The organism is Anaplasma phagocytophilum str. Webster (assembly GCF_000964685.1).
Taxonomy (GTDB): Bacteria; Pseudomonadota; Alphaproteobacteria; order Rickettsiales; family Anaplasmataceae; genus Anaplasma; species Anaplasma phagocytophilum.
Genome location: NZ_LANS01000001.1, coordinates 479257 through 503740, shown reverse-complemented (window position 1 = coordinate 503740; position 24484 = coordinate 479257). Strand labels below are relative to the sequence as shown.

23 protein-coding genes, 2 tRNA genes and 1 pseudogene are annotated in these 24484 nt (G+C 38.7%); 15 read left to right on the top strand and 11 right to left on the bottom strand.

The window, feature by feature from the left end; genetic code table 11:
• Window positions 1–42: 42 nt before the first annotated feature.
• The 6 genes from rpe to elbB all read left to right on the top strand — a co-directional run bounded on the left by rpe (window position 43) and on the right by elbB (window position 4916).
• Window positions 43–753 carry a ribulose-phosphate 3-epimerase gene (gene rpe, locus APHWEB_RS02080; protein ID WP_011450167.1) on the top strand — a complete coding sequence of 237 codons (711 nt, stop codon included), beginning with the start codon at window positions 43–45 and terminating at the stop codon, window positions 751–753.
• 18 nt (window positions 754–771) lie between these two features.
• A complete protein-coding gene (locus APHWEB_RS02075; RefSeq protein WP_044108168.1) occupies window positions 772–1563 on the top strand; it encodes an MlaE family ABC transporter permease in 792 nt (263 codons plus the stop codon).
• 6 nt (window positions 1564–1569) lie between these two features.
• Window positions 1570–2295, top strand: a complete 726-nt coding sequence (locus tag APHWEB_RS02070; protein ID WP_020849200.1) for an ABC transporter ATP-binding protein — start codon at window positions 1570–1572, stop codon at window positions 2293–2295.
• Between the two features lie 294 nt (window positions 2296–2589).
• Window positions 2590–2754: a hypothetical protein gene (locus APHWEB_RS06740; RefSeq protein ID WP_202901749.1), complete on the top strand. Its 165-nt coding sequence runs from the start codon at window positions 2590–2592 to the stop codon at window positions 2752–2754.
• 601 nt (window positions 2755–3355) lie between these two features.
• Window positions 3356–4213: a hypothetical protein gene (locus APHWEB_RS02060; protein ID WP_011450170.1), complete on the top strand. Its 858-nt coding sequence runs from the start codon at window positions 3356–3358 to the stop codon at window positions 4211–4213.
• A 37-nt stretch (window positions 4214–4250) separates the two neighbouring features.
• Window positions 4251–4916, top strand: coding sequence for an isoprenoid biosynthesis glyoxalase ElbB (gene elbB / locus APHWEB_RS02055; protein WP_011450171.1), 666 nt, complete (start codon window positions 4251–4253; stop codon window positions 4914–4916).
• 183 nt (window positions 4917–5099) lie between these two features.
• On the opposite strand, the gene metK is transcribed toward elbB, so the two are convergent.
• On the bottom strand, window positions 5100–6278 hold the full coding sequence (gene metK, locus APHWEB_RS02050) for a methionine adenosyltransferase (RefSeq protein WP_011450172.1): 1179 nt from the start codon (window positions 6276–6278) through the stop codon (window positions 5100–5102).
• A gap of 159 nt (window positions 6279–6437) precedes the next feature.
• On the opposite strand from metK, the gene APHWEB_RS02045 reads away from it, so the two are divergent.
• Both APHWEB_RS02045 and APHWEB_RS02040 read left to right on the top strand, forming a co-directional pair.
• Window positions 6438–6514 (top strand) — tRNA-Arg (locus APHWEB_RS02045).
• 23 nt (window positions 6515–6537) lie between these two features.
• Window positions 6538–7704, top strand: a complete 1167-nt coding sequence (locus APHWEB_RS02040) for an FAD-dependent monooxygenase (protein WP_021798970.1) — start codon at window positions 6538–6540, stop codon at window positions 7702–7704.
• A 986-nt stretch (window positions 7705–8690) separates the two neighbouring features.
• Here the strand turns inward: APHWEB_RS02040 and APHWEB_RS06665 are convergent.
• On the bottom strand, window positions 8691–9059 hold the full coding sequence (locus APHWEB_RS06665) for a hypothetical protein (RefSeq protein ID WP_133121433.1): 369 nt from the start codon (window positions 9057–9059) through the stop codon (window positions 8691–8693).
• A 307-nt stretch (window positions 9060–9366) separates the two neighbouring features.
• Window positions 9367–9438 (bottom strand) — tRNA-Gln (locus APHWEB_RS02030).
• 169 nt (window positions 9439–9607) lie between these two features.
• On the opposite strand from APHWEB_RS02030, the gene APHWEB_RS02025 reads away from it, so the two are divergent.
• The 3 genes from APHWEB_RS02025 (at window position 9608) to dnaJ (ending at window position 13792) form a co-directional block, all read left to right on the top strand.
• The gene (locus APHWEB_RS02025; RefSeq protein ID WP_011450176.1) at window positions 9608–10459 is read left to right on the top strand and encodes a glycine--tRNA ligase subunit alpha; all 852 of its coding nucleotides are present in this window, start codon (window positions 9608–9610) and stop codon (window positions 10457–10459) included.
• Between the two features lies 1 nt (window position 10460).
• The gene (gene glyS, locus APHWEB_RS02020; protein WP_011450177.1) at window positions 10461–12566 is read left to right on the top strand and encodes a glycine--tRNA ligase subunit beta; all 2106 of its coding nucleotides are present in this window, start codon (window positions 10461–10463) and stop codon (window positions 12564–12566) included.
• Window positions 12567–12643: 77 nt separating this feature from the next.
• Window positions 12644–13792 (top strand): molecular chaperone DnaJ, encoded by a 1149-nt coding sequence (dnaJ, locus tag APHWEB_RS02015; protein ID WP_020849202.1) that lies wholly within the window; start codon window positions 12644–12646, stop codon window positions 13790–13792.
• Window positions 13793–13814: 22 nt separating this feature from the next.
• Here the strand turns inward: dnaJ and nadC are convergent, their stop codons facing one another.
• Window positions 13815–14642 (bottom strand): carboxylating nicotinate-nucleotide diphosphorylase, encoded by an 828-nt coding sequence (nadC, locus tag APHWEB_RS02010; protein WP_011450179.1) that lies wholly within the window; start codon window positions 14640–14642, stop codon window positions 13815–13817.
• A 109-nt stretch (window positions 14643–14751) separates the two neighbouring features.
• Between nadC and plsY the strand changes: the two genes are divergently transcribed.
• A complete protein-coding gene (gene plsY, locus APHWEB_RS02005; protein WP_044104138.1) occupies window positions 14752–15312 on the top strand; it encodes a glycerol-3-phosphate 1-O-acyltransferase PlsY in 561 nt (186 codons plus the stop codon).
• A gap of 1 nt (window position 15313) precedes the next feature.
• On the opposite strand, the gene ruvC is transcribed toward plsY, so the two are convergent.
• The 3 genes from ruvC to hemE all read right to left on the bottom strand — a co-directional run bounded on the left by ruvC (window position 15314) and on the right by hemE (window position 17761).
• Entirely contained in the window at window positions 15314–15805 is a 492-nt protein-coding gene (gene ruvC / locus APHWEB_RS02000; protein WP_011450181.1) for a crossover junction endodeoxyribonuclease RuvC, read from the bottom strand.
• A 4-nt stretch (window positions 15806–15809) separates the two neighbouring features.
• A complete protein-coding gene (locus APHWEB_RS01995; protein WP_044108154.1) occupies window positions 15810–16631 on the bottom strand; it encodes a cytochrome c oxidase subunit 3 in 822 nt (273 codons plus the stop codon).
• A 98-nt stretch (window positions 16632–16729) separates the two neighbouring features.
• Complete coding sequence (hemE, locus tag APHWEB_RS01990) at window positions 16730–17761, bottom strand: uroporphyrinogen decarboxylase (protein ID WP_011450183.1); 1032 nt, start codon at window positions 17759–17761, stop codon at window positions 16730–16732.
• Between the two features lie 385 nt (window positions 17762–18146).
• Here hemE and APHWEB_RS01985 point away from each other — a divergent pair, with 385 nt between their 5' ends.
• Entirely contained in the window at window positions 18147–19016 is an 870-nt protein-coding gene (locus tag APHWEB_RS01985) for a hemolysin family protein (protein WP_011450184.1), read from the top strand.
• Between the two features lie 40 nt (window positions 19017–19056).
• On the opposite strand, the gene APHWEB_RS01980 is transcribed toward APHWEB_RS01985, so the two are convergent.
• Together APHWEB_RS01980 and APHWEB_RS01975 are read right to left on the bottom strand one after the other, a co-directional pair.
• Entirely contained in the window at window positions 19057–19527 is a 471-nt protein-coding gene (locus tag APHWEB_RS01980) for an HK97 family phage prohead protease (protein WP_011450185.1), read from the bottom strand.
• 29 nt (window positions 19528–19556) lie between these two features.
• A complete protein-coding gene (locus APHWEB_RS01975) occupies window positions 19557–20735 on the bottom strand; it encodes a phage portal protein (protein WP_011450186.1) in 1179 nt (392 codons plus the stop codon).
• Window positions 20736–20923: 188 nt separating this feature from the next.
• On the opposite strand from APHWEB_RS01975, the gene APHWEB_RS01970 reads away from it, so the two are divergent.
• Window positions 20924–21682 (top strand): methyltransferase domain-containing protein, encoded by a 759-nt coding sequence (locus APHWEB_RS01970; protein WP_011450188.1) that lies wholly within the window; start codon window positions 20924–20926, stop codon window positions 21680–21682.
• Between the two features lie 56 nt (window positions 21683–21738).
• Complete coding sequence (nadA, locus tag APHWEB_RS01965) at window positions 21739–22704, top strand: quinolinate synthase NadA (RefSeq protein ID WP_011450189.1); 966 nt, start codon at window positions 21739–21741, stop codon at window positions 22702–22704.
• A 34-nt stretch (window positions 22705–22738) separates the two neighbouring features.
• On the opposite strand, the gene APHWEB_RS01960 is transcribed toward nadA, so the two are convergent.
• Complete coding sequence (locus APHWEB_RS01960) at window positions 22739–23119, bottom strand: ferredoxin family protein (RefSeq protein WP_011450190.1); 381 nt, start codon at window positions 23117–23119, stop codon at window positions 22739–22741.
• Window positions 23120–23514: 395 nt separating this feature from the next.
• Window positions 23515–24129 (bottom strand): annotated as a pseudogene (locus tag APHWEB_RS01955) (P44/Msp2 family outer membrane protein); the annotation flags it as partial.
• Window positions 24130–24484: the final 355 nt, after the last annotated feature.

Here is a 24484-nt window from a genome sequence, read left to right as displayed (position 1 = left end):
TGCCTATATAATACGTGAATTCTTGTTTGGTGACTGGTTACATTGTTAGCTAAAAAGGAAGACTTTCACACCTTTGGTAATGGTGTTGGCTCTGCAGGAACAGGTGGAGTTGTAGTTTCTGCATCCATGTTGTCTGCGGATTTTTCAAATCTTAGAGAAGAGATAGCAGCGGTTAGTACGGCTGGTGCAGATTGGTTACACATTGATGTGATGGATGGGTGCTTCGTCCCCAGTTTGACTATGGGTCCTGTGGTGATTTCCGGCATTAGGAAATGTACAAATATGTTTCTTGATGTGCATTTGATGATTAATCGCCCAGGCGATCATCTGAAGAGTGTGGTAGATGCTGGAGCTGATATGATTACAGTGCATGCTGAGTCAGAAGTGCATCTATGCAGGTTAATAAAGCAAATTAAGCTTTATGGTAAAAAAGTTGGGGTATCCATAGTTCCAAAGACTCACCACAGCGTCTTAGAGTACATTATACATGATTTAGATGTGGTATTGGTAATGTCAGTTGATCCTGGTTTTGGAGGACAGGCGTTTTTGGAACCACAGTTAAAAAAGATAGAGCACATTCGCAAGATGATAGAGGAAAGCTCATCAACCGCGAAAATCGCTGTTGATGGTGGTGTTTCAACGGATAATGCCCGGGCTGTTATCGAGGCAGGTGCGAATATACTCGTTGTTGGAACGGCGCTGTTTGCTGCTGACGATATGAGTAAAGTTGTAAGAACTTTAAAATCATTTTAAAGGAAGTAACTTATGAGGATGGAATTGTGTAAGAACATTCCCCTATTTTTTTTTGCTGCTGTGGGCAGGTATTTTGTGGGACTGCTCATCCCTGTAGGCAGGGTGGCTATTTTTTGTGTAAAGGCAGTCTTTCATAGTCTTGTACCGCCATACTATCTATGGATAACTACAAAGCAGTTTTTTGAGGTGTGGTTTTTCTCTCTTCCTATAGTAGCAGTTACATCTTTGTTTACGGGAGGCGCGTTAGCCCTTCAGGATACCCTCGTGGGAAGCGCTAAAGTATCAGGCAATTTCATGGCTGGTATAGTTACTGTGGCGATAGTCAGGGAGTTAGGACCTGTACTGCTAGGCCTTATAGTTGCTGGACGTATAGGGGCAGCTGTTGCGGCGGAGATAGGCACTATGCGCATTACAGAACAGATAGATGCGTTGACTACGTTAGATACTGATCCTTTTCATTATCTTATTGCACCGCGGGTGATAGCTTTGGTATTGGCTATGCCGGTACTCATGATTTATGCCGATATTTTAGGAGTGTTTGGAGGCTTTGTTGTAGGTACTTTGGGATTAGGCTATGGGCAGGAAGAGTATCTGGGAGGAGTAATGGAGTTTTTACTCCTGCAAGATGTAATAGAGGGTCTGGTAAAAGCTGTATCGTTTGGGCTGGTAATTTCGCTAGTTGGGTGTTACAACGGGTATCACTGTGAGATAGGCGCAAGGGGTGTAGGAACAGCGACAACAAAAACTTCGGTAGCAGCTTCTATGCTCATAATTTTGTTAAACTATATAATTACTGTTTTTTACGCGTAGTGTAGTATGTACGCTGTATCTCTTTCAAATTTGCATCTCTCTTTCAACAACAAGGAGGTTTTGAAAGGTGTTGACTTGGACATAGCATGGGGGGATTCCCTGGTTATACTGGGAGAATCTGGTAGTGGAAAGTCTGTACTAACAAAGGTTGTATTGGGTCTAATAGTGCCCCAAGAGGGAAGTGTTACTGTAGATGGCACCAATATTCTTGAGAATAGGCAGGGCATCAAGAATTTTAGTGTTTTGTTTCAAAACTGTGCGTTATTTGACAGTCTTACGATTTGGGAAAATGTAGTATTCAATTTCCGTAGGAGGCTTCGTTTAGATAAGGATAATGCCAAGGCTTTGGCTTTACGGGGATTGGAGCTTGTGGGATTGGACGCCAGTGTAATGAACGTGTATCCTGTGGAGCTATCAGGCGGGATGAAAAAGCGCGTAGCTTTGGCAAGAGCTATTATAGGTAGTCCCAAAATTCTAATTTTGGATGAGCCAACTTCGGGATTGGATCCTATAATGTCTTCAGTGGTTAGTGACATAATTGCGCGATGTCACAGGGATTTCAACCTTACTATTATTACCATTACGCATGATCTTAGCAGTGCATTTCACGTTGCTAACAAAATTGCTGTATTACGGGGTGGTAAAATCATTGCATGTGATGGAGTAGAGAACATAAAAAAGAGTACTGATCCGTATGTAGCCAAGTTTATGAAATTCGGAATGCACACGTAACGTCTCTACAATGATGGGAATATGCTGAAAGCACTGTAGAAACACGGGTGGCTGTGTATAAGTATGGCACCTGGATCATATCTAAGCTGTGAAAATTTTCCCTTTTTCTACATTGGGCAGCACTACATAGAAAATACGACGAAGTATGTACTTTATGTAGAACTTAGCTGAACGGTCAGGGGTATCGTCCAGATTTGAATATACATGTGAGTGTGCTTACAAAGTTGGCATCCAAATCTAAGCACTGCGGTTATTATTGGAAGTAAGCTATTATTAGGAAGCGTAATGATGTCTATGGCTATAGTCATGGCTGGGAATGATGTCAGGGCTCATGATGACGTTAGCGCTTTGGAGACTGGAATGGGCATGCCCTCTAGAACTTTAACCCTGCCTCTATCAGGACTTCACATTCTTCTTATATGTTTCTTTATTCTGATTTCTATTACGCTATGGTTCTAGCTCTTCTAAGGCACTGTATTAGAGTAATCACTTGTTATAGCTATTTGGAAATACTCGTAACTCATCTATCTCAATAGGGAGTTTTCTCCTATCTATGCCGTGCCTTCCTGCCGGGAAGAAAAATGATATAGCGGAAATAACTGCTTAAAATTAAGAAGATCGTTAGAGCACGATAGAGCCTTATGCTCATGATAAGATACGTTCTAATGTAGTAGAATAGGTTGCATTACACGTTGTAGACACGTGTACCACTTTTGAAAAATTAGTTGAGTAAAAATAAATTTAAAATTTCTTTAATCTACTGCAGATCAGGTTATAAACTAGGGTACAGCACTTTACATTAAGTAATAGTATTGTTTTTGAAAGGGGAATAAAAAATAAGCCTATTGTGTTGATTAATTACCTTTAAAAAATATTTACTAACACTCTACAATCAATAATGTTTACAATGTTTTAAGTGCTTTTCATGCTTGCATGACAACTGAGTGCTTGTTGATCCATATTCGGTAATGGTTTTATGAGGCTTAACTACAGCATCCCAAGAAGAATGCTTTCAATAGAAAAATTGAACTACAGAAGACAATGTTGTTCAATGGCTTCGATGGCATTTACCCTTACTCTATTCGTTTTGTTCACGTTGTCACAAAGCGGATTGATGAAGTGGTTAGGTGGAGGAAGAAGTAATTTTTGGATTACGTGTGATTTCGTATCAGTAATATTCGCCATGTTGTCTCTAGTATGCGGAATGTTATTGATTTTCTATATCGAAAGAGAGAAGAGGGATATTAACAAAAAACTTGAGCACGCTCGTAGACTAGGTAAGTACCGTGGTGGGTTGAAGGAGTTGAAGGAAAAGAAAGGTACGCTAGATAAAATCAGTGATTTTATTGAAAGGAATGCCAATAAGATTGATTTTCTGGGTACTTTGGGTAACACCCTATTACAGCTGACAGCCCTGACGTTCCTTTTTCTGAATGGAGTTTCTCTGTCATCATCTGTCAAAGTCGGAGATCTTGGAGTAACGCATTGCGTAGATTTATTTACTAATACAGCTTTTTTCATGACAGCAACTTTGTTTGCTATATCGCACTGTATTATTCATAGAAATGAGAAAAGTTTTTCAAAAAATCTATCCTCCCAGACTAAGCTAATGTGCTTAATGTTTGCCGGTAACTTGTTAGTATGGGGTGGAAAGATAGTATGTGCATTAGAGTCTATTGGTAAAATTCCTACTATATATTTGCCAAACGGAGGAACGCTGCCATTAGGTTGGTTAGCGAGAACTGTTGGGATAATATTATGTGCTGTAAGTATGTGCATGATAATGGCTAATACCTCAAGAAAGTGTGATGAGTTGACTCGTATCGTAGAGAGTGGCGAACATGCTGATGAAGTGGTAAGCAGACTAAGCACTCATGACGTAAGGTCTTGTTTTGGTTATATGGAACATGGTTTGTGATATTATGTATCACTGTTAGCATTTTTTATGAGGAGTTATGAATTGCGCTGTACTTTTATGTGGATGCGGGCACATGGACGGCTCAGAGATAAGAGAGGCTGTGCTTGCTCTGTTAGCGCTTGATTCCTATGGAATAAATGTTACTTGCTGTGCTCCTAATATTAAGCAAGTAGATGTTGTAGACCACTTGAGTGGCTCTACTCTTGAAGAAGAAAGGGATATAATGTCGGAATCTGCAAGAATTGCTAGAGGAAACGTTGTAGACCCAAAGGATATTTCCCCTAATGATTTTGATATGCTAATTTTGCCTGGTGGATTTGGAGTTGCTAAAAATTATTCCGATATTTTGAAAGGTGAAAGTCCCGTAAGTGTGTTAGAGGAAGTAAAGCAGACAATCGTAAAGTTTCATAAGGAAAAGAAGGCCATCGGAGCTATATGTATTGCTCCTGCTATCGTTGCTGCTTCTCTTAGTAGTGTGTCAAAGGTAAAAGTGACACTTGGAGAAGACATAGATTCTATAATATCAAGGTGCGGCGGAGAGCATGTTTTTTGCGAAACGGACGATTATGTAGCTGATATTGATATGGGTGTTTTTTCCACTCCAGCATATATGCGTAAGGACAGCTTACACAAAATTCACGTTGGAATACATAAAATGGTCGGAGCTATGGTGGATTTTGTTAAAAAGAAAGAGCAACTTTAGAACAATACTTAATATAGTGTGCATAAAACATTGCGCGCGTGTTTTATGCACATACGAAGTTGTTTGCATGTGTAGTTCGTAGTTTCAATACCCTACTGATTGTTTAGTTATTTTTATACTTAATCCCGTCACAACAAAAAGCCCTGTGAATCGGCTTATTTTACTGTGGGTAGTTATATTACATTAATTACAAGAAAACTCTCTATTGAGAATTAGAGACAGGTCTAGCTTTTCCCATGAAAAACTATTCTCATGAGTCCTTCCAAAATGTCCATAACATGACGTAGGGCTATATATTTGTTCATATAGCGACAGCTTTTCACATATTCCTGAGACTGAAAGATCAATATTACTTATAATACACCTTTCTATCTCCTTTACATCAACCACGCTGGTTCCAAACGTATTGATTGCAAAAGTCAGTGGAGCTGGTACACCTATTGCATATGACATCTGTACCAAACATTCACTAGCTAGACCTGCATGTACTACATTTTTAGCTATGTATCTTGCCATATACGCTGCGGAACGATCTACCTTACTTGGATCCTTTCCTGAAAAAGCGCCTCCGCCGTGCGGTATGTGGCCTCCGTAGGTATCAACCATTATCTTTCTACCAGTGATTCCTGTATCACCCACTGGCCCTCCTACAACGAACCTTCCTGTAGGATTGACTAGAAAATTCTCTTCTTTACACATCCATCCTTCTGGTATCGATGATACGAAGTATGGATAGACAAGATCCCTGACGTCTTGTTGTGTTCTACTTTCATCATGCTGCACTGAAAGTACTGCTCTCAACACTTTTACGGGCTTATGGTCAACATACTGGAGGGTTATTTCTGTCTTTGCATCTGGTCCTATACCGGTAATGCTTCCTTGTTTCACTGCATCTGACAAATTTTTAAGAACACGGTGGGAGTAAAATATTGGAGACGGCATGTATGATTCTGTCTCGTTTATGGCATAGCCATACATTACTCCCTGATCTCCTGCTCCCTTCTTTTTACGACCACGATTCACTCCCAACATTATATCATGAGATTGTTCCTGGAGCATGATCCTCACTTTAACCTCTCTCCAGTGAAATCCTTCCTTTTCGTATCCTATTTCTCTCAGTGTCTTACGAACTACTCCGTCAACCTTTTCCTCCTCTACTATTACTCCGCTTACTTCTCCTGCTATGATAACATTATCCCTTGTTACAAGGGCTTCTACCGCAACATGAGCCTCAGGATTTATAGACATAAAGTAGTCGAGAATATCATCAGATATCCTATCGGCAACCTTATCTGGATGCCCATGAGCAACTGACTCACTCGTAATAAAATAGCTGTTGTAGTATCTATCTAGATGAAACACTTTTATGACGGATTATTAAGGATAATAGAATATAATAGACATGCGATAATACATAAAAATTTTACTCCTTACAATAAGTTAAGTGCTGGTAAAACTACATGGCCTAAACCATCGACGTATTGACTAAACCCATTAAATATGCAATTTTCTCAGTATGTTGTGTCCGTAGCTCAGCTGGATAGAGCAACAGCCTTCTAAGCTGTGGGTCAGGGGTTCGAATCCCTTCGGGCACACCATGCACTGAGTATTGGTTGATATAGTGTCTAATTACTACGATGTTGTAATTCTCGGTGGTGGGATAAACGGTGTTTTGTGTGCGATAGGTTTATCGCATAAAGATATATCAGTGTTAGTAGTTGAAGAAAGGGACGCAATACTTGATGGTAATCAAGGTAGGGTGTACGCCTTTTCAAAACGCTCAAAAGAAATACTAGAAAATTTTTCTGTATGGAATGATGAAATCAGATCATCTCCTATAGATCATATAATGATTTATGATGGAAATAGCTGCTCCTCTGTGCATTATGATCGTGTCTTGGTTGATGATCAACCTATGGGGTACGTGGTTGAGGCAAGCGAGATCGCAAAATTCATGCACCAAAAGCTAAATTTCGATGTTATTACATCCTCTTCCTGCAAGTTATTTACAGTTAAAGACGGATTTGCAGAAATATATCTGTCCTGTGGAAAAAAAATCTATACTAAACTTGTAGTGTGTGCCGAAGGAAAAAATTCTAGGTTTAGAAATAGCTTATCTCTAAAGACTATAAACTACGCTTTTGAACAGGGATTCATAGTTTGTAACATAAACCACTCAAAACATCATAGAAACACGGCTATAGAGCATTTTTGTACAAATGGACCTTTTGCTATTCTCCCAATGTATGGAGGTTATTCCTCTTCCATAGTTTGGACTGAAAAATATGAAATGGCACAACTAATACAAAATCTACCTATAGAAGAGTTTACAAAACTACTACAGGAAAAATGCAGCGATTTCCTAGGCAAAATAGAGGTAAACAGCAAAATAAATTGCTATAAAACCTCAATGTCGCTCCTAAAAAAAATATTTATAAATAGAGCCATAATCATTGGTGATGCAGCTCATGCAATACATCCAGTAGCTGGTCAGGGATTGAACCTAGGTATAAGAGATGTTGGTATTTTGGTAGAAATAATAGAAAAATACCACAAATTAGGTTCGGATATAGGGCAGAGGTTTATATTACAGGAAATAGATAACAGAAGGCTGTTAGATAATGTTTCTATGTCATTTGTGTGCACTGGAATAAATTCGATATTCTCAAATGATTCTGCGATTTTAAAAGTCGCTAGAAGAGCAACAATGTCTGTGGTTGAAATGTCGCCCACACTAAAAAAAATTCTTATGAGCCATGCTATGGGCATTAGCTCAATCTGTAAGTAGGTGTGTATATTTAAGTTGAGTACTTTTTATTCAAATAAACACGTAATGGATTTTATACCATTAACAAATAACGAAAGCTGAATTCTTTTTGTCTTTTCCTATACCTAAAACTCTACATTTTGAATGAGAAAAAAGTATGTATTGTCGCATAGCAGCACATATTACCTAATTACAATATGTGGATAAAAACTTAAATATATCCATAAATAAGCGCAAAATAATGATAAAAATCCAATGCTTTTACTTATATGACATTTGGCAAAAAAGTATCAACGTCTGGGAAATAACCCATAATATGAAAGGAGTTTGATTAGCTATAACAAATCTTAGAATACGATATTAAAAAGCAAAATTCTGGTATCATTAACAAAATAGAATGCAAGAATGTAACATGCATTAATTGAAAAAAATCTCATAGGTATAGTGTCGCATCTCTAAAATCTGAAGACAAAACAAGAATAAAAAGAAGAGTTGCTCATAGCATAGTGCTGAAAATATCTACTTCACCAATAGTTATTCCGCATACATCAAGATGATAGCGAAAAGTGTGTCTAGTATATCAACACTGCTGGTGACATACCGTTCATGCAGCATGTATTATTAGACAGAACTAGCGTTATTTTGAAAACGGAGTCAGTGCCTATTGACTCCATCTTAAGAAGTACTTTCCCTGATTGAATACCGTATAAAAACATGAACAATGCGTACAGATTGAGCAGCATTCACGGGCCTATTTCTCATACTCCCTTAGATATTCGTGCGATATAGTACTATAAAAAGCAGTCCTACATTAGGATATGCGCTGCAATTCATTTGCATGCCATAGAAGTGATACCTATAGCGCTATCTATATCAGTAGGTGCTGCGAGGATATATAATGGTTCGTTTTACATAAACGGGAATTTCATTGAACAATAGTCTACATATAAGCAGAAGTTCACTTTAAAAGCTTCATTTGCCGTAATAATAAATCTTTAGTCTACCTTCTAATCCTTAGGTTTTGTATCACTAGTTTGTGCCTTGATCTTGACTAAATTCCTAATCATATCTTCCATTGCGTATCCAATTTTTATAGCACAAACCTTCTTGAGATTTATCAGATCATCGCTAGTAATCTCAGAAACATGATAGTTGAGTAAATCAACAATGAGCTCTTCTGTACTCTCTTCTACTCCTTTTATAAATATGTCTTTTTCATGCTCTATTTCTGCAGGAAACACCATTCTGGTATTATTAGAAACTAAACCACCTTTCGAATTAAAAATATTTGAAGACAAGTAACGAAAAACAACATTAGGTAATGAACGCCACTTCAAACCCCATATGTAACTTTGTACAAGATGCGTACAAAACATAATCATCACCGCACGGATTATCATACCTGTGGTGATTAAATCCCTATTAAAATAGTACCACTTTAGTATTTGATAAACCCTGGGATATAGATAAAGGGGATTTTTAGAATACACAAGGCTAGCTGCCCCCTCATGACACAAAACTAGAGCAATGGAAACTATGTAGGTGTAAATCGCTACATAAAATATTCTTGCACAAATCTTATCGAAGTTAAGTAAAAAATAAGAAAGCATCATGAGTCTGAATATCGGCATGTGCTTATAACTTCTCTATTTTACCACTAAAATTCAGAACCCAAAAAAAGCGCTGGGATGGGAGGAATCGAACCTCCGCATAACGGTACCAAAAACCGTTGCCTTACCGCTTGGCGACATCCCAAAAGTAATAAAGTACACGCATGAAGGATAGTAATAAAAAATAGTAAAAATGCAATGAAAAACACAAAACTACTCAAGGTTTGAACTTCGTACTAAGTAATAAAATATCTTGTTAAAGTTCTGTTTTCGTAGCATCATCTGGGCGGTTGTCATGATTTTTATCTTATCTTGTGAACTTCCAGAGCATAGTAAGAAATTTGGAGAGATACTGGGAGGACTATGGGTGCTCGATAGTACATCCTTATACCACAGAACTCGGGGCAGGAACTCTACACCCCGCAACTTCTCTTGAGGTTCTTTCTGGAAAGAACACCATGGTAGCGTATGTACAGCCTGTTATCCGTCCATGCGATGGACGGTATGGGGATAACCCCAATAGATTGTACCAGCATCATCAGTATCAAGTTATAATACAGCCTTCTAGGACTACCTTGCGGGATGATTATCTTCGGAGCCTGGAAAAAATAGGAATATCTACTACTGACTTTGATATACGGTTCATTGAAGATGACTGGGAAAACCCTAGCATAGGTGCATATGGTTATGGGTGGGAAGTTTCTTGTAATGGTATGGAAATTACTCAATTCACTTATATGCAGCAAGTCGGGGGAATAGAGTGCTCTGTCATTCCTGGAGAAATAGCTTATGGCCTTGAAAGAATTGCCATGGTACTCCAAGGGGTAGATAACGTATACGATATTGTCTGGAATAGTGCTGGCGTTAAATACGGGGAAATATTTAAAGATAGAGAGAGGGAATTTTCAGCTCTTTCTTTCGAACATTATGATACAGATTTCTTGGTCCATAGCTTTGAGAAAAATGAAGAAATGTGCCTCGTGATGGTACAAAATGATCTACCCATTGCTGGGTATGACTTATGTCTTAAAGCTAGTCATATTCTAAACTTGCTTGAGGCTAGGGGGGTTATTGGCGTCAATGAACGGGCCTCTTACATACTCAGAGTTAGGAAAATGACTAATATGTGCTGCCAATCTTATGTAAAGCTATACAAAGTAGCGTGATATGTCTCTTGATTTAGTTTTTGAAATATTATGCGAACAGATGCCATCTAAAATGATGGATATTGCATTGGGGTATCTGAAAAATACCATCTGTTCTGGGTTTAGTAAGTTTGCTATAGAGAGTCGTAACTCTAGAACTTTAGTCTCGGCAAATCGCATATGTTTCATTGCTGAAGGATTGGAACAAGGGAATTCAACTGAAAATAAGGAAATTAAAGGACCGCGAGTATCGTCTTCTCAGGAATCTATAGCAGGATTCTTGAGAAAGGTTGGAAAATCAGAAGTTGGAGAGCTAGAGGTACGTAATATAGGTGGAGTTGAGTTTTATTATTCTGTACGGGAATCCGTAGGTGTAAATAATCTCAATGAAAAGGTATGTGAAATACTACAGGATGCTGTAGATAATTTTCCTCTACATAAGAGAATGAAGTGGGGGTGCGGTATAGGGGAATGGGTGCGACCTGTTCTAAACGTCGCGTGCGTGCTTGGTGGGGAAGTAGTCCCTGTAACGGTAGCTGGAAGTAAAGCTAATAATATAACTTACGGGAATATTAGGTTTGCAAAGACTCCTCATACTATAAATGGAGTGGATAGCTATTTATCATTCTTGTCTGAGAACATGGTCATGTTGGACCATGAGGAAAGGAGAAGAAGTATATTGAGGCAATTGGATGAGCAAATTGCTGGTACCCTTCTTAAGTATGATGTTCACGATAAAATAATAGAGGAGCTCAATGGAATGCTTGAGTATCCTAAGGTACTACTAGGAAGTGTAGATGAAAAATTCATGTCACTACCTAGAGAGGTGGTAGCATGTGTACTAACTAAACACCAACGATGCTTGGCTATTTATGATAGTAGTGGAAGAATAGTCAAATTCGCTTCTGTAGCTAGTGTTATCAATGAAAGGGTAATAAAAATTCATGAAATGGTATTGAGAGCAAGGCTTTCAGATGCCATGTTTTTAATAGAAAAGGATAAGCAGTATGGTTTGGATAGGTATCGGGAGCAGCTTGCGAATATAGTATTTAAGAGAGATTTGGGCTCGGTACTTGATAAAGTTAACAGAATATCTGCTCTTGCAAAATACGCTTCAGTATGGGTACCTAGGGCGCATATGTTGGAAGTTGAGAGAGCATCTTTGCTTTCTAAGGCTGATCTTGCTTCGCTGATGGTGAAGGAGTTCCCTGAATTACAGGGAAAAATGGGGAGGTATTACGCGCAACATGCTGGTGAAGAAAGTGCAGTGTGTGATGCGTTGGAAGAGCACTATTTACCTAGTAGTCAACAGGATAGATGTCCTTCTTCTCCGGTAGGAATTGCTTTATCAATTGCGGATAAGGTAGACACTTTAGTGGGGTTAATGGCTACAGAGAGAATAAGTGGTTCTCGTGATCCTTTTGCACTACGTAGAACTGCAATAGCTTTGCTGAGGGTAATAAAGGAAAACTGTATATCGATACCGTTAGATCTGATGGTATCGAAGTCTGTATCTTTTTATCTTTGCGATGCGAAGAAGAATAAGGATTTAAAGTCAGTATTCAGAAGTGTTGATGTTGATTGTATAACTTCTTTAATATTAGATTTCTGTTATGAAAGATTGAAGATAATTCTCCGGGAAGAAGGGTTGGATAGAGATATCGTAAATATCGTTGTGGGAGAGTTTCATGATATATTATTGGTAAAGAAAAAAGCAGTTATATTGAGTGAATATCTGAAAACAGAGGATGGTAAAAACATACTGGCCGCTTATAGGAGAATAAGAAACGTACTATTGAAGGGTAGTAGTGTTCCTGTAAAGGAAAAGAGGATATGGTATAAGTGGTGTAGTGAGAAGCTTTGTATTGAGAGTTGTGAAATAGAGTTATATAGAAAGGCGAAACACTGCGATGGGGTAATTAGCTCGGTACTTAAGGCTCATAGTTTTAAGGAAGCCATGGATTGTCTTGCTAACATGAGTAGTGTGGTAAACGACTTTTTAGATAAGGTTAGAGTTCACGATGATGGAAGTATTGAGACGCGTAAGAATAGAGTAAATTTGAGTTTATGGGTCGTAAGTTTGTATAATTCTGTTATAGATTTTAGTAAAATACCTAAGGAATCTTAAATTGTGATATTGAATATCGCAACTTTGATGTCTACATATAGACTGGCTTCTTTTTTATATGGTGTGAAGAAAATAAGATGGGAAGTAATGACTATTACGATTTACTAGGAGTAAGTAGGGGTGCTAGTGAAGAAGAGATAAAGAAGTCTTATAGAAAAAAAGTTTTTGAGTACCATCCTGATAGAAATCCTGGAAATAAAGAAGCCGAGGAGAAGTTTAAGAAGATTAGCGAAGCATACGATGTTCTAACGGATAGTGATAAGAGAGCAGCGTATGATCGGTATGGGCACAATGCCTTTGCCAACGGTATGGGTGGGAATCAGGGTTTTACTGGAGGCTTTGACGGAGGGTTCTCTACTGATTTTTCTGACATATTTAATGACTTCTTCGGAGGAGGGTTTGGTAAAACCTCACGCCAGAGCAGTCGTGAGAATATGCGTGGCTCTGATTTAAGATACGATATTGAAGTAACCTTGGAAGATGCGTTTAAGGGAGTGAAGGTTCCTATCAGCTATGTAACCCATGTGCAGTGTAGCCATTGTAGTGGTAGTGGCGGTGAGGGAACTGCAAAGTCTGTTAAATGTGGAACATGTAATGGTGCTGGAAGGATACGGACACGGAAAGGGTTCCTTACAATAGAAGAATTATGCCACACATGCAGTGGTGAAGGAGAGGTAGTAAAAAATAAGTGCAAACGTTGCGCTGGAAGTGGAAGAGTTAGAAATGAAGTTGGAATCCTAGTTACTGTTCCGAGGGGAATAGAAAATGGAAACAAAGTAAGGGTAAACGGTAAGGGAGAAGCTGGTTATAGAGGAGCTAGAAGCGGAGATCTATACGTTTACGTTGTGGTAAAAGATCACAAGTTTTTTACAAGAAGGGGAATGGACTTGTATTGTAATGTACCAATTAAGATGACTTTAGCTGCCTTAGGTGGAGAAATTGAGATGCCTTCCATTGATGGAACGTGGACGAAGCTCAAGATACCTGAGGGGACGCAGAGTAATGATAAACTGCGTATGCGTGGTAAGGGTATGCCTGACATACAAGGTGGGGAAAGACGTGGAGATATGTATGTACAGGTGACAGTAGAGACTCCTGTAAAGTTAACAAAGAAACAAGAAGAGCTTCTCAAGCAGTTTGAAGATGAGTCTAATGCGAATAGCAGTCCAAAATTCTCAGGATTCTTTCAAAAGATAAAAGGAATTTGGAAGGATATAAGCTCTTAGGAAAGGTTGCGATCCTTTTTAGCTATATCTGCTCTATAACATCCAGGCCTATGTCTTTGCATTTTACTGCATTTGTAATACAGCCTACGGATATATAGTCTACCCCGCATTCAGCAATAGGTCGCACGTTGTTCAGATTTATTCCACCAGAAACTTCTATTTTTGCACGTGAATTAACGATGCTGACTGACTTTTTTATATTATCCAGAGACATGTTATCCAGCATTACTGTATCCACGTTGTTTAGAATAGATTCCTCAACTTGCTCTGTAGTATCACACTCAACTAGAATAACGACGTTACCCAATTTTGCCCTAACCTTGTGAACACATTCAGATATACCGCTACAGCTTGCTATATGGTTGTCTTTTATCAATACTCCATCAAACAATCCAGTCCTAAAACTTTCTCCTCCCCCTACATGCACTGCATACAGGTCAAACTTCCTCAAACCAGGACATGTTTTTCGAGTACTGCGAATGATTGCATTGGTACCGTGTATGATTTCGACAAACTGTCTAGTCAAAGAGGAAATTCCTGAAGCACGTTGAATAAAGTTAAGCAAAACCCTCTCAACAGATAAAATCTTCGAAGCACTACCTTCTCCTCTAAGCAAACAGGTACCAGATTTTACTGGAGTTCCATCGACTTCCATAGGATAAAAAGAGATATCTTCTTTGTGTAGAACGTTTGCCAAATCAGAAATAAACAGCATGCCAGAAACTATAAGTTCTTCTCTAGCATTTACCTCGAACTTAATCCTTTGATCTCCAATAATACAGTCAGTAGTAATATCTCCAATGGTGCCTAAGTCCTCTTCTAATGCACGTTGAATAATATATTCGAACATGGTATACTTTCCAAACTATTGTATACAATAACACGATATAGATTGTATCATCTTTGTACTATTTAGTGAATTTGCTTGTGATGGGGGCTCTGTGTTTATAGCAATACTAATGGGAGCATATCTGTTAGGATCGATTCCTTTTGCATACATTCTTACAAAGCTTATGGCAAAGAGAGATATAAGGGAAGTAGGTTCTAAGAATGTTGGAGCTACTAATGTTTTTAGGGTTAATAAAGGGCTAGCGGGATTAGTGCTTCTGTTAGACATAGCAAAATCTGCAGTTTTGATATACTCGCTTAAGGAATATGATATCGTAAGTACAAAAGAAGAGCTGTGTATAGTAGGGTTATTGTCCGTTTTGGGTCATATATACCCAATATGGTTGAAGTTTAAAGGCGGCAAGGGAGTAGCTACTGGTATTGGAGTAATTATCCCATTAAATCCACTCATGCTGTGCGTGTTTTTTATATCTTGGCTATTTACATTTAACAATACACGCTATGCTTCTCTCTCGTCGATAGTGTCTATAATAGCCACTATGATAGTATGTTATCTAACAGAAAGTGGTGTTGTAGCGCTCTTATACACGGTGCAAAGTATATTGATTTTGTTCAAACACAGAGAAAACATTGTTAGGCTTATAAAAAGAGAGGAAAAGAAAGTTATATAGATCAGATGCCGTACCTATTCCCACTTGAAAAGATATGGCATAGAGCTGCTGCAATAGCATCTGAAGCGTGAGAGCTGAAAGAAGCGTCTTCAGATAAACCCAAAGAAGATCTAACTACAAAAGCAATCTGCTCCTTTGAAGCCCTACCATTCCCGAAAACACACTTTTTGATTTTAGTAGGAGAGTACTCAAATATTTTGACATTAGATGAAAGACAAGCAAGCAATGAAGCAGCCCTAGCATAACAAAGGAACATAGAGGCCTTTGGGTTTAAATTAACAAAAACATTTTCAATAGAAGCTACAGATACAGAAAACTTCTGAATAATAGCCGAAAGGCCAGAAAAGATACAAAAGAGCTTATCATTGAGATCAGAACAGGAGGTAGTACAAATAGTACCAGTATCGAGGAGAGAAAGAGAACCAGACGGTTCTTTGAGTACGACAGCCCAACCAGTGTAATTAAGACCGGGATCAAGGCCAAAAACAAGCATGATGCTAAGAACTAATAACGTACATGAAAAGGAATAAGAACAACCAGACCACGTCAACGAAGTGCCAGTACCAGGCAGCGCATTCGAAGCCAATGTGACAGTCCGAAGACATTTGACCTCTAAACATCCTAATCCAACAAACAATCAAGAAGACTATACCCATAAGCACGTGAAGCCCATGGAATCCAGTAGCCATATAGAAATTAGAAGAATAAACAGCCTTCAGTCCCTCTTCGCTAAAAGCAAAGCCAGCATGTAAATACTCTATAAGTTGGAATGTAGAGAAAACAAGACCAAGACCAATAGTAAAAGCAAGCATTTTCAGAGAAGACTTTATGTCGTCTATCATAAGATAGTGATGTGACCAAGTTATGGTACACCCTGATAGTAATAACGTCACCGTATTCATAAATGGCAAGGACCATGCAGAAACCGTCTCTATTCCTACAGGTGGCCATACTGTTGCTACTTTTTGTGAATAATCAACTAGTTGATATGCGGGAAATAGCCAAGCCTTGAAAAAAGACCAAAAGAATGCAAAAAAGAACATCGTTTCGGATAAAATTAGCATACTTAGCCCAATCCGAAGCCCCTTTTTTACAATAAAAGTGAAGCATTTGTCTCTAATTGCTTCTACAACAACATCTCTCCACCAACAATATAGAACGCAAATTGTTGCGGCTGTACCGCAGGAGAAAAGCACCAATCCTGTAACAGTTTTGTGAATTACACCTACAAGGCCAAAAGCAGTGATGAAAGCACATATAGAAAGAAATATGGGCCAAGGACTACTAGACAGAATATGATGGTCGTGTTGTTTCTTCATCCCGAAAAAAGCGCATAATACAAAGAGCGTAGACAAAACTTACAGAGTAAGGTGTAAAAGTGTCAAGCTTTAATGGTGAATATAAAGCAAACACGCGGTTAAAAACTTCTTACAAAGTCAACCAATCTATAAACGTTATCGACCGGTGTAGGCGGTATTATGCCATGCCCTAAGTTAAAGATTAGTGGCTTATCGCGTAAGTCAGCGATGATTTCTCCGGCACATTTAAGGGCACCTTCTACATCATAAGCTAAAAGAAATGGATCTAAATTTCCTTGAACAACTCCACTAATATTGTTCTTTATCCATTGAGAGGGGATACTATAGTCCACGCTTACTGCAGATATTCCTGTAGTTAAAGCATAATGTGTATAAAGAACTCCTGCTCCTTTTGGAAAGCCTATAATAGGTATTGAAGGATGGTGTTTTCTAAGTTCTTTTACTATTCTCTGAGTTGGTTCAACAATGAATGTCTCGAACAAGTCTACAGGAAGCCCTGAAGCATTACTGTCGAACAATTGTAATATATCAACTCCATATTCAACCTGCTTTTTCAAGTAAACAGTGGTGAAAGATACGATTTCATCGATAAGTTTTGCCACGGAATTATCTCCGGAACGGTGTAGAGCGAATATGTCAGTTATCTTTTTTTCTTGCTCCAATATGTACGTGGCTACCGTCCAAGGCGATCCTGCGAACCCTATTAGTGATTTGTTAGGAGATAGAGATTTTCGCACCCTTTTTATACTTTCCAAGACGGGAGACACCTTCTCTAGTGACCATTCTAGCGTTACTTCTCTTCTCGTTTTAGCATTTATTTGTGGTCCATAGCCTCTTTTGAATACTACTTCGAATCCTAACGCGTCTGGTACAGTCATAATATCTGAAAATATGATTGCTGCGTCTAGGTCGAATCTTTGTATGGGTTGTAATGTAACCTCTTCAACGATTTCTGGGGTGTAACACGCTTCTAGGAAGTCTTGTACATGCGCCATAACCTTTTGATATTCTGGTAGATACCTTCCAGCTTGTCTCATGAACCATATTGGTAAGCGCTGTGTGCTTCTTCTGGTGGTCAGTATCTCTCGTAACACAGTTATTGTCTTTTTGTTATATATAATAATCTTCATTATATATAAATATAAGTAATTTATACCTGTTAATTGCGTGGATAACTTTTTCTGTGTTGAAAAACACATGACTCATAAATTTTCTTTTTGTGAATAATTTTGTTAGTAAAGTATGTAATATACTGGTTTTCTCGGGGATTTTATGTGTATAAAATGTTTGTTAATTATGTTGATAACTACAACATAGGTCGGTAACAAAAATTATCCTAGGAATGTTTTTTTGTGAAAACTCTGTGTATAACATGTGGTGACAGTGTGAATATCTTTTATTCACTAATAGTTTGCACATTTATTCACACAGTTATCCAGTAACTTTGTATGGAAAATAAAATTTAGCTGCGTATACTCTTGGTTCTGATCAAGTGATTTACCGGTTGCACAGAATATGGGTGCTGGAGTTTTTGAAGAAGATGAGGGAAGTAACCTGACTTTCTTCAATCGCTGGAAAGCGCGTCTCTACTCTTTTATCTTTAACAACTTTCCTGGATTTAAAGACTTTGCGAAAGATGCGGTGTTTCGTAGAAACATATTTGGCTTCAATTGTTTCAACATAATGGGTAATTTGGTAAGTTTTGATGATTGCTCACTTCAGGAAATAATGGTGCAAAGGTCGGAAATTAGGGCTTTTGCCATAGATGACAGTGACTTAGTTAATAGTGTCCTTAAAAGCCAACATACAAGAGTCCCTGTATATAAAGACAATCTGGATAATATTGTCGGGTTTATTCACATTAGAGATATTCTGATGAAGGGTGGTTCAGATTTTAATGTGAAAGACGTTATACGCGATGTTATTTATGTTCCACATTCTATGAAGGCGGTCAGCCTATTTGTTAAAATGCAGTCTTCTAGAGTTCACATGGCTATTGTGCTTGACGAGTATGGTAGTACTGATGGTCTTGTAACAATGGAAGATATAATAGAACCTATAGTAGGTGATATCGAATACGAAAACGATGAGACTGCTATTCCTGATATTGTAAACATTTCAGACAATACAATTGAGGTGAATGCCAGAGTTTTGGTTCGAACCTTGGAGCGCACTTTGGGAGTGGTGTTAAGAGACTCGTCTGCTGAAGAAGATTATGACACTGTAGGGGGGCTTATTTTCGCTATGGTAGGCAGGGTACCAGTTGTAGATGAGGTTTTCCAACATAAAAGTGGTGCGGTCTTTACAATAAAAGAGGCTGATAATCGCTGCATATATAGGGTTATTATTGATCTATCAGGCGTGAATAGGAATACTGCTTGCTGATTGCGACATTGTAAAGTCAAGACAGCAGTGTTCTTTTTATCTATGCTGTGTTGTGCTCTTTTTTACAGGAATCTTGCTTTATTCGAGATATTAGCGCATGCCTATTGGCTGGAAAGGTTACTAAGCTAATTTCCCAAAGGTCTATTTTGGTGATTATACGTATTCCAGAGCGTTTATCTTTTCTTGATGTTACTACTCTGTAGCCTATGGAAAGAGAGTTTATAATTCCCTTTCTTATCATGGAATAGATATCACGTGCTTTTTGCAGTTCAAGATTCAACTGCGCAGTGGCCATGAGACCGAATGAATTTTCTGTAAGTCTCAGAATTTTTCCTATTGGATCTACGGTATTGTGCTGCCATAGAAGAGCGACTTTTCTTCTCTTCAGAGATTCAGTAAATGCACCAGGTGCTATTATATCTTTTTGGTTATCTAGTCTATTGAATACGCTGGCATAGCCGCAGAATACACCTTCATCAGTACCTTTATTCTTTTCTTGTTTTAAATACATATACTTTTCCGCTTTTTTAAAAGTTTGTTTTACTTATGGATAGTATTTCCCTCTTCTATAGGGTGTAATCCAAACGCAGATCGTTTTTCGTTTATTGTCATAAATGAGGCATTCTGAACGTACTGCCATAAACGCTGTCTTTTTTCCGTGAGAGCACTTATTGATTCCTTGTCATATGACAGAAACAAGTTATTCCCAAAGCATGGAACTAGCCATGAGTTAAAATGGGACAATATACTCTCTAACTGGGGGATAACAGTTTGTTCCCACAGCGATAACCTCGCTTCTGACAAATTGCTGTATGTGTTGTCGCCTGGTATTCCTATTAGCTGCGGAGGAACTCCGAAAGCCAATGCTATTTCTCGGGAGGAAATGTTTTTGGATTCTATAAAGTCCATGTCTTTTGGCGTAAGGCTCATTTCCTTCCACTCAAGCCCGCCTTCAAGGAGAATGGGGCGTCCAGAATTTTTTTGTCCTGAGTAGAAAGTCTCAATTTGGGATTTTAGACGCTGATATTGTTCTGCGGAAAGAGAGTTATTTCTACCATCTTTGTTATTTACTACTAAGGCTCCGCTGGGCCTAGCTCCATTTTGAAGCATCGCCTGATTCCAGGCACCAGCCTGATTATGCTGCTGAATGCTGTAAGAAGCAGCTTCGATAGGAGAAAGGCCGTACCAATCATTTAAGGGGTGAAAGTTTTTGAGATGTAAGAGAGAATGGTGAAGTAGAGAAGTGTGGTTAGTGTGAAATTCATGAACTTCGTCATTAACGGAGTACTTGTAAAGCACGTAACCATTTTTAGAAGCTATTTCTACTCTATCAGGACGCAGAAGATGTAATTCCTGAATTACATCTTCGCTATTTTTAATGGATAAGATGTATGAATTACCACTGATAAGCCTATAGGTTATTATTCCCTCTATTAGTTCTGAGCGTGTCATGCTGCTGTTTGGCCTTGCAAGCAATTGCAATATCGGGTGGTTATTTATTTGAAACACTCCTCCTTTTGTTATTTTATTCAATGTCAATCTTACTGACCCTGCCGCTGTTGCTATCATGTGGATTGCTCGAAATGCTATTACATTTTTTATGTATCCATTTTGGGCAAAATTTTCGTAGTTCCTATCTTCCCATATTGCTCCTCTTATACTTTCCAAAAACGATAAATCTCCGCTGTTGGTGCAGTAAAGGCTAAAAGATTCATTCATTTAGCGACCTTATTTGCATAAGATAGCCCTATGCTAACGGTTGACTTTAAGGTATCGGAAGCAATATTATTCTCTAGGGAGTTACCTGTGTTATAACCACTATAAAGATCTAGAATAAAGTACACGGTTTTTTATGCATTTTTTGCATAAAGGGACAATGTGATAATTTCTAGAGGTGTTTTTATCCTATGGAAAAGGAATATGTTAAAAGGGTGAAGGTTTGTTTCAACAAAGCCGCATTAACCTATGATTACAGCACGTCTTTACAGAGTAAAGTAGCAAAGAAAATATGTTCTTTTATTGGCGATATAGAGAACAATAATCTAGTTTTAGATGTTGGTTGTGGAACAGGTTATGTTGGCCAACAATTAGGAGTTGATGACCAGCTATATCAGGTTGATATTTCTCACGAGATGTGCTGCACAGCCTCAAGAAAGGTTAAGGCTATTAGTACTATCAACTGCGATATGCAATTTCTTCCATTTGCCCCTGACTCTTTTGATATTGTAGTACTATCTATGTCGCTGCATTGGGCAGTAGATCTATTAGGTGCCCTCCGTAGCGTATGCAGAGTCCAAAAAAAATCAGGGCGTGGTATCTTCATTAGTATTCCAGTTACTGGAACTCTGGAAGAGTTGTGCATCTGTAATAAACTGCTCGGAAGAAATAGGAGATTTGAGTATTACGACGTGTCTCACATCACTCATGCTATTACTTCTCTAGGTTGTAAAGTTGAGCATATAGAGTGTGAAAAGTTAGAGATACACCACAGAACTTTTTTTGACATGCTGTCTTCCTTAGTGAAAATGGGTTCTTCTGCACACAAATATGGTACTGACTGCAAAGTTAGCATTATGGATGTGTGTCGCGTATATAACAGGCTATTTTCTAGGGAAGATTCAGTAGTTAGTTCATGGAATATAGCTTATTTAGTTATCAAAAAATAATTTTACTGATATTGTTAATAAGTTTTTCATTGATACTGATGTTTTAGGCAATTGTCATGCTGCAGGAACATCGCGATTTATTACGCGAAATTAGGGATATAGCTAGGAAGAAGAAGGCTGTGATCCTTGCCCATTATTATCAAGAGGATGAAATCCAAGAGGTGGCAGATTTCGTTGGGGATTCTCTTGATTTATCGCAAAAGGCTTCGACTACAGACGCTGACATTATAGTGTTCTGTGGTGTTTTTTTTATGGCAGAAGTGGCGAAGATTTTGAACCCCAGCAAAAAGGTCATACTTCCTGACTTAAACGCAGGATGTTCGTTGGCGGATTCATGCCGAGGAGAGGATTTTAAGAAGTTCAGACAGGCTCACAGTGACCATGTTTCCGTTACATATATAAACTCCTCAGCAGAAGTTAAGTGCTATTCAGATATAATTTGTACTTCTTCAAATGCGGTAAGCATAATCAATAGAATACCAAAGGAGAAAAAGATATTATTTGCGCCTGATCGTTATCTTGGGGAGTTTCTCATTTCGAAAACAGGCAGGGATATGCTTTTATGGAATGGGAGCTGTATAGTTCATGAGAGGTTTTCTGAAGAGGCTTTGGTGAACTTGATGGTGCGTCATAAAGATGCTCATGTTGTTGCCCATCCGGAATGTCCTGGAAATTTGCTTAGGCATGCTCACTGTGTTGGATCTACGAAAAATCTTCTTCAATATGTCAAAGACAGGCCTGGTAATAAGTTCATTGTGTTGACGGAAGAAGGCATAGTATACCAAATGAAGAAATCTTCTCCTGGCAGCACCTTTTATGTAGTAGGTGCTGAGCATAGTTCTGGATGTGAGTACTGTAGCCAGTGTCCTTATATGCGATTAAACACCATGGAAAAGCTCTACAAATGCATCGCTGAGGAACTACCTGAAGTGACATTAGATGAAGACATAATATTTGCGGCAAGGAGATCAGTAAATGCAATGATGGACTTTTCCTTTGCGAGAGAGCCTGCGGTTGTATAATCGTTAAGTATAACTATGAGGTAGGGAAGGTTATCTATTCTTCCTTAAGATTTTCGTCGAAGAATTGATACTTTCCTGCCATTGACTTGTATGTATCGGCATCTTCAAGATGAGGCTGTGCTGATGTGATGTTCTTCCACTTTTTTGAAAAGTCTTCGTTGATCTTGTAAAAAGTTTTGAGCATCTTCTGTTCATCATTTAATGCACTATCATCAGAGGCAAGAACGTCTTCGATGAACTCATCGCTCACAATGGCGTCGGCTGGGCATTCAGGAACGCATACACCACAGTCAATACACTGATCAGGATCTATAACTAGCATGTTATTTCCTTCATAAAAGCAGTCAACAGGGCATACTTCTACACAGTCAGTATACTTACAGCGAATGCAGCGGTCGGTAACAAAGTGTGTCATACAAAAGAAGCCGAACAATACAATTGTAATAATACCTAACTCGAGCTTTGGGAGCAAAGATAATAGTCTAAATATTAATAAAGAGCAGGAGAATAGCGTATTCCTTGTGGTTTCCGTTAGTCGGAGTAGGAGGGAAGTTTTTGATCTTCCCAAAGAGGAGTTTTTTCTTTAAATGATCTGGGATAAATTTCTAGGGATATGAACCTTTATTTAAGTGCCCACGCTTATCATTGGTGCTGTATAAAACTCTAATATGTTTTTCTCAAAGCTGATAAACATTATTCGCATCCAGAGGTTAATCCAGAGTTTGCGAGAGAAGTGAGGGGGAGATGCGATCATAGCAACGGGAAGATCAGATTACAGCAACCAGATAAATAATGTGATGGGTTTCCCTTCAGAAGATCATAACAAGCATTAACCATCACGGAAGTAGAAGAAACCGCCCTAATTTCAACAACCTCACCACCTTCAATAGTTTTAGCTAGTAGCCCTGCTACTATGGTTTTTTCATCAGAGGAGAGTTTTGTTAGGTCTGTAGCTACAGCTTTGGCGTTATCGTTCGTCACAGGTCGTGGTAACCCACTACCATCTGCCGTGGACGTCGGCCAATTCCCATTACCATTCTCTCCCAGTGTTGCACGTACAAAGTCCCTTAATACCTGTGGGCTCGTCGCGCTACTAGTGTTTTCTAGACCTTCAGCCCCACATACCGCTACCTTGTTCCCTTTTGTTCCACTACTTTTGTTTTCCGTCTTACCAGCATACACCCCATACGTCCCGCTGGCGCTGCTACCTGATCTCGTCCTACAAACCTTCCCATCAATGCTAGGGTGGGAAACCCCAACCGCCTTAGCAAACTGAACGATGTCTTTACCGGAGGTTTTGGCAAGAGCAGCGGCAAGGTTATCAGTCTGCCCAGTAACAACATCATAAGCTAACTCCTTAGCTAGTAGATATACTGTATCAGCTTCATCTTCCTTACTACCACTATCTCTAATACCCTTGGTCTTGTTTTTAATAATAAGCGTTATTGCGTATACTCTTATTTATGCCTAGCTAGCGATTCATAGATAATGAGCGCACTTCCCAGTGTTTTCGAATCGGGACCGTATTGCAGGTGATATATTGCGCAGTTTTATAGGTGTGCCCTTATAATATCCTTAGAAACTTGCAAGACAGCTTGGGACCTGTAATACGTTCAACGCCATCCGCATAAGACACAGATTAGCTTTCTCTCGAAGGACAGATAACCTTTCTAAGGTCAGCTGTGGAGATTCTTAGATAACAAGTAATTTCATGCTGGGTAAGAGTATAAAGCCACTGTACGTACCTGCTCAGTATGGAAAATCGCTGACCGTAGTATGT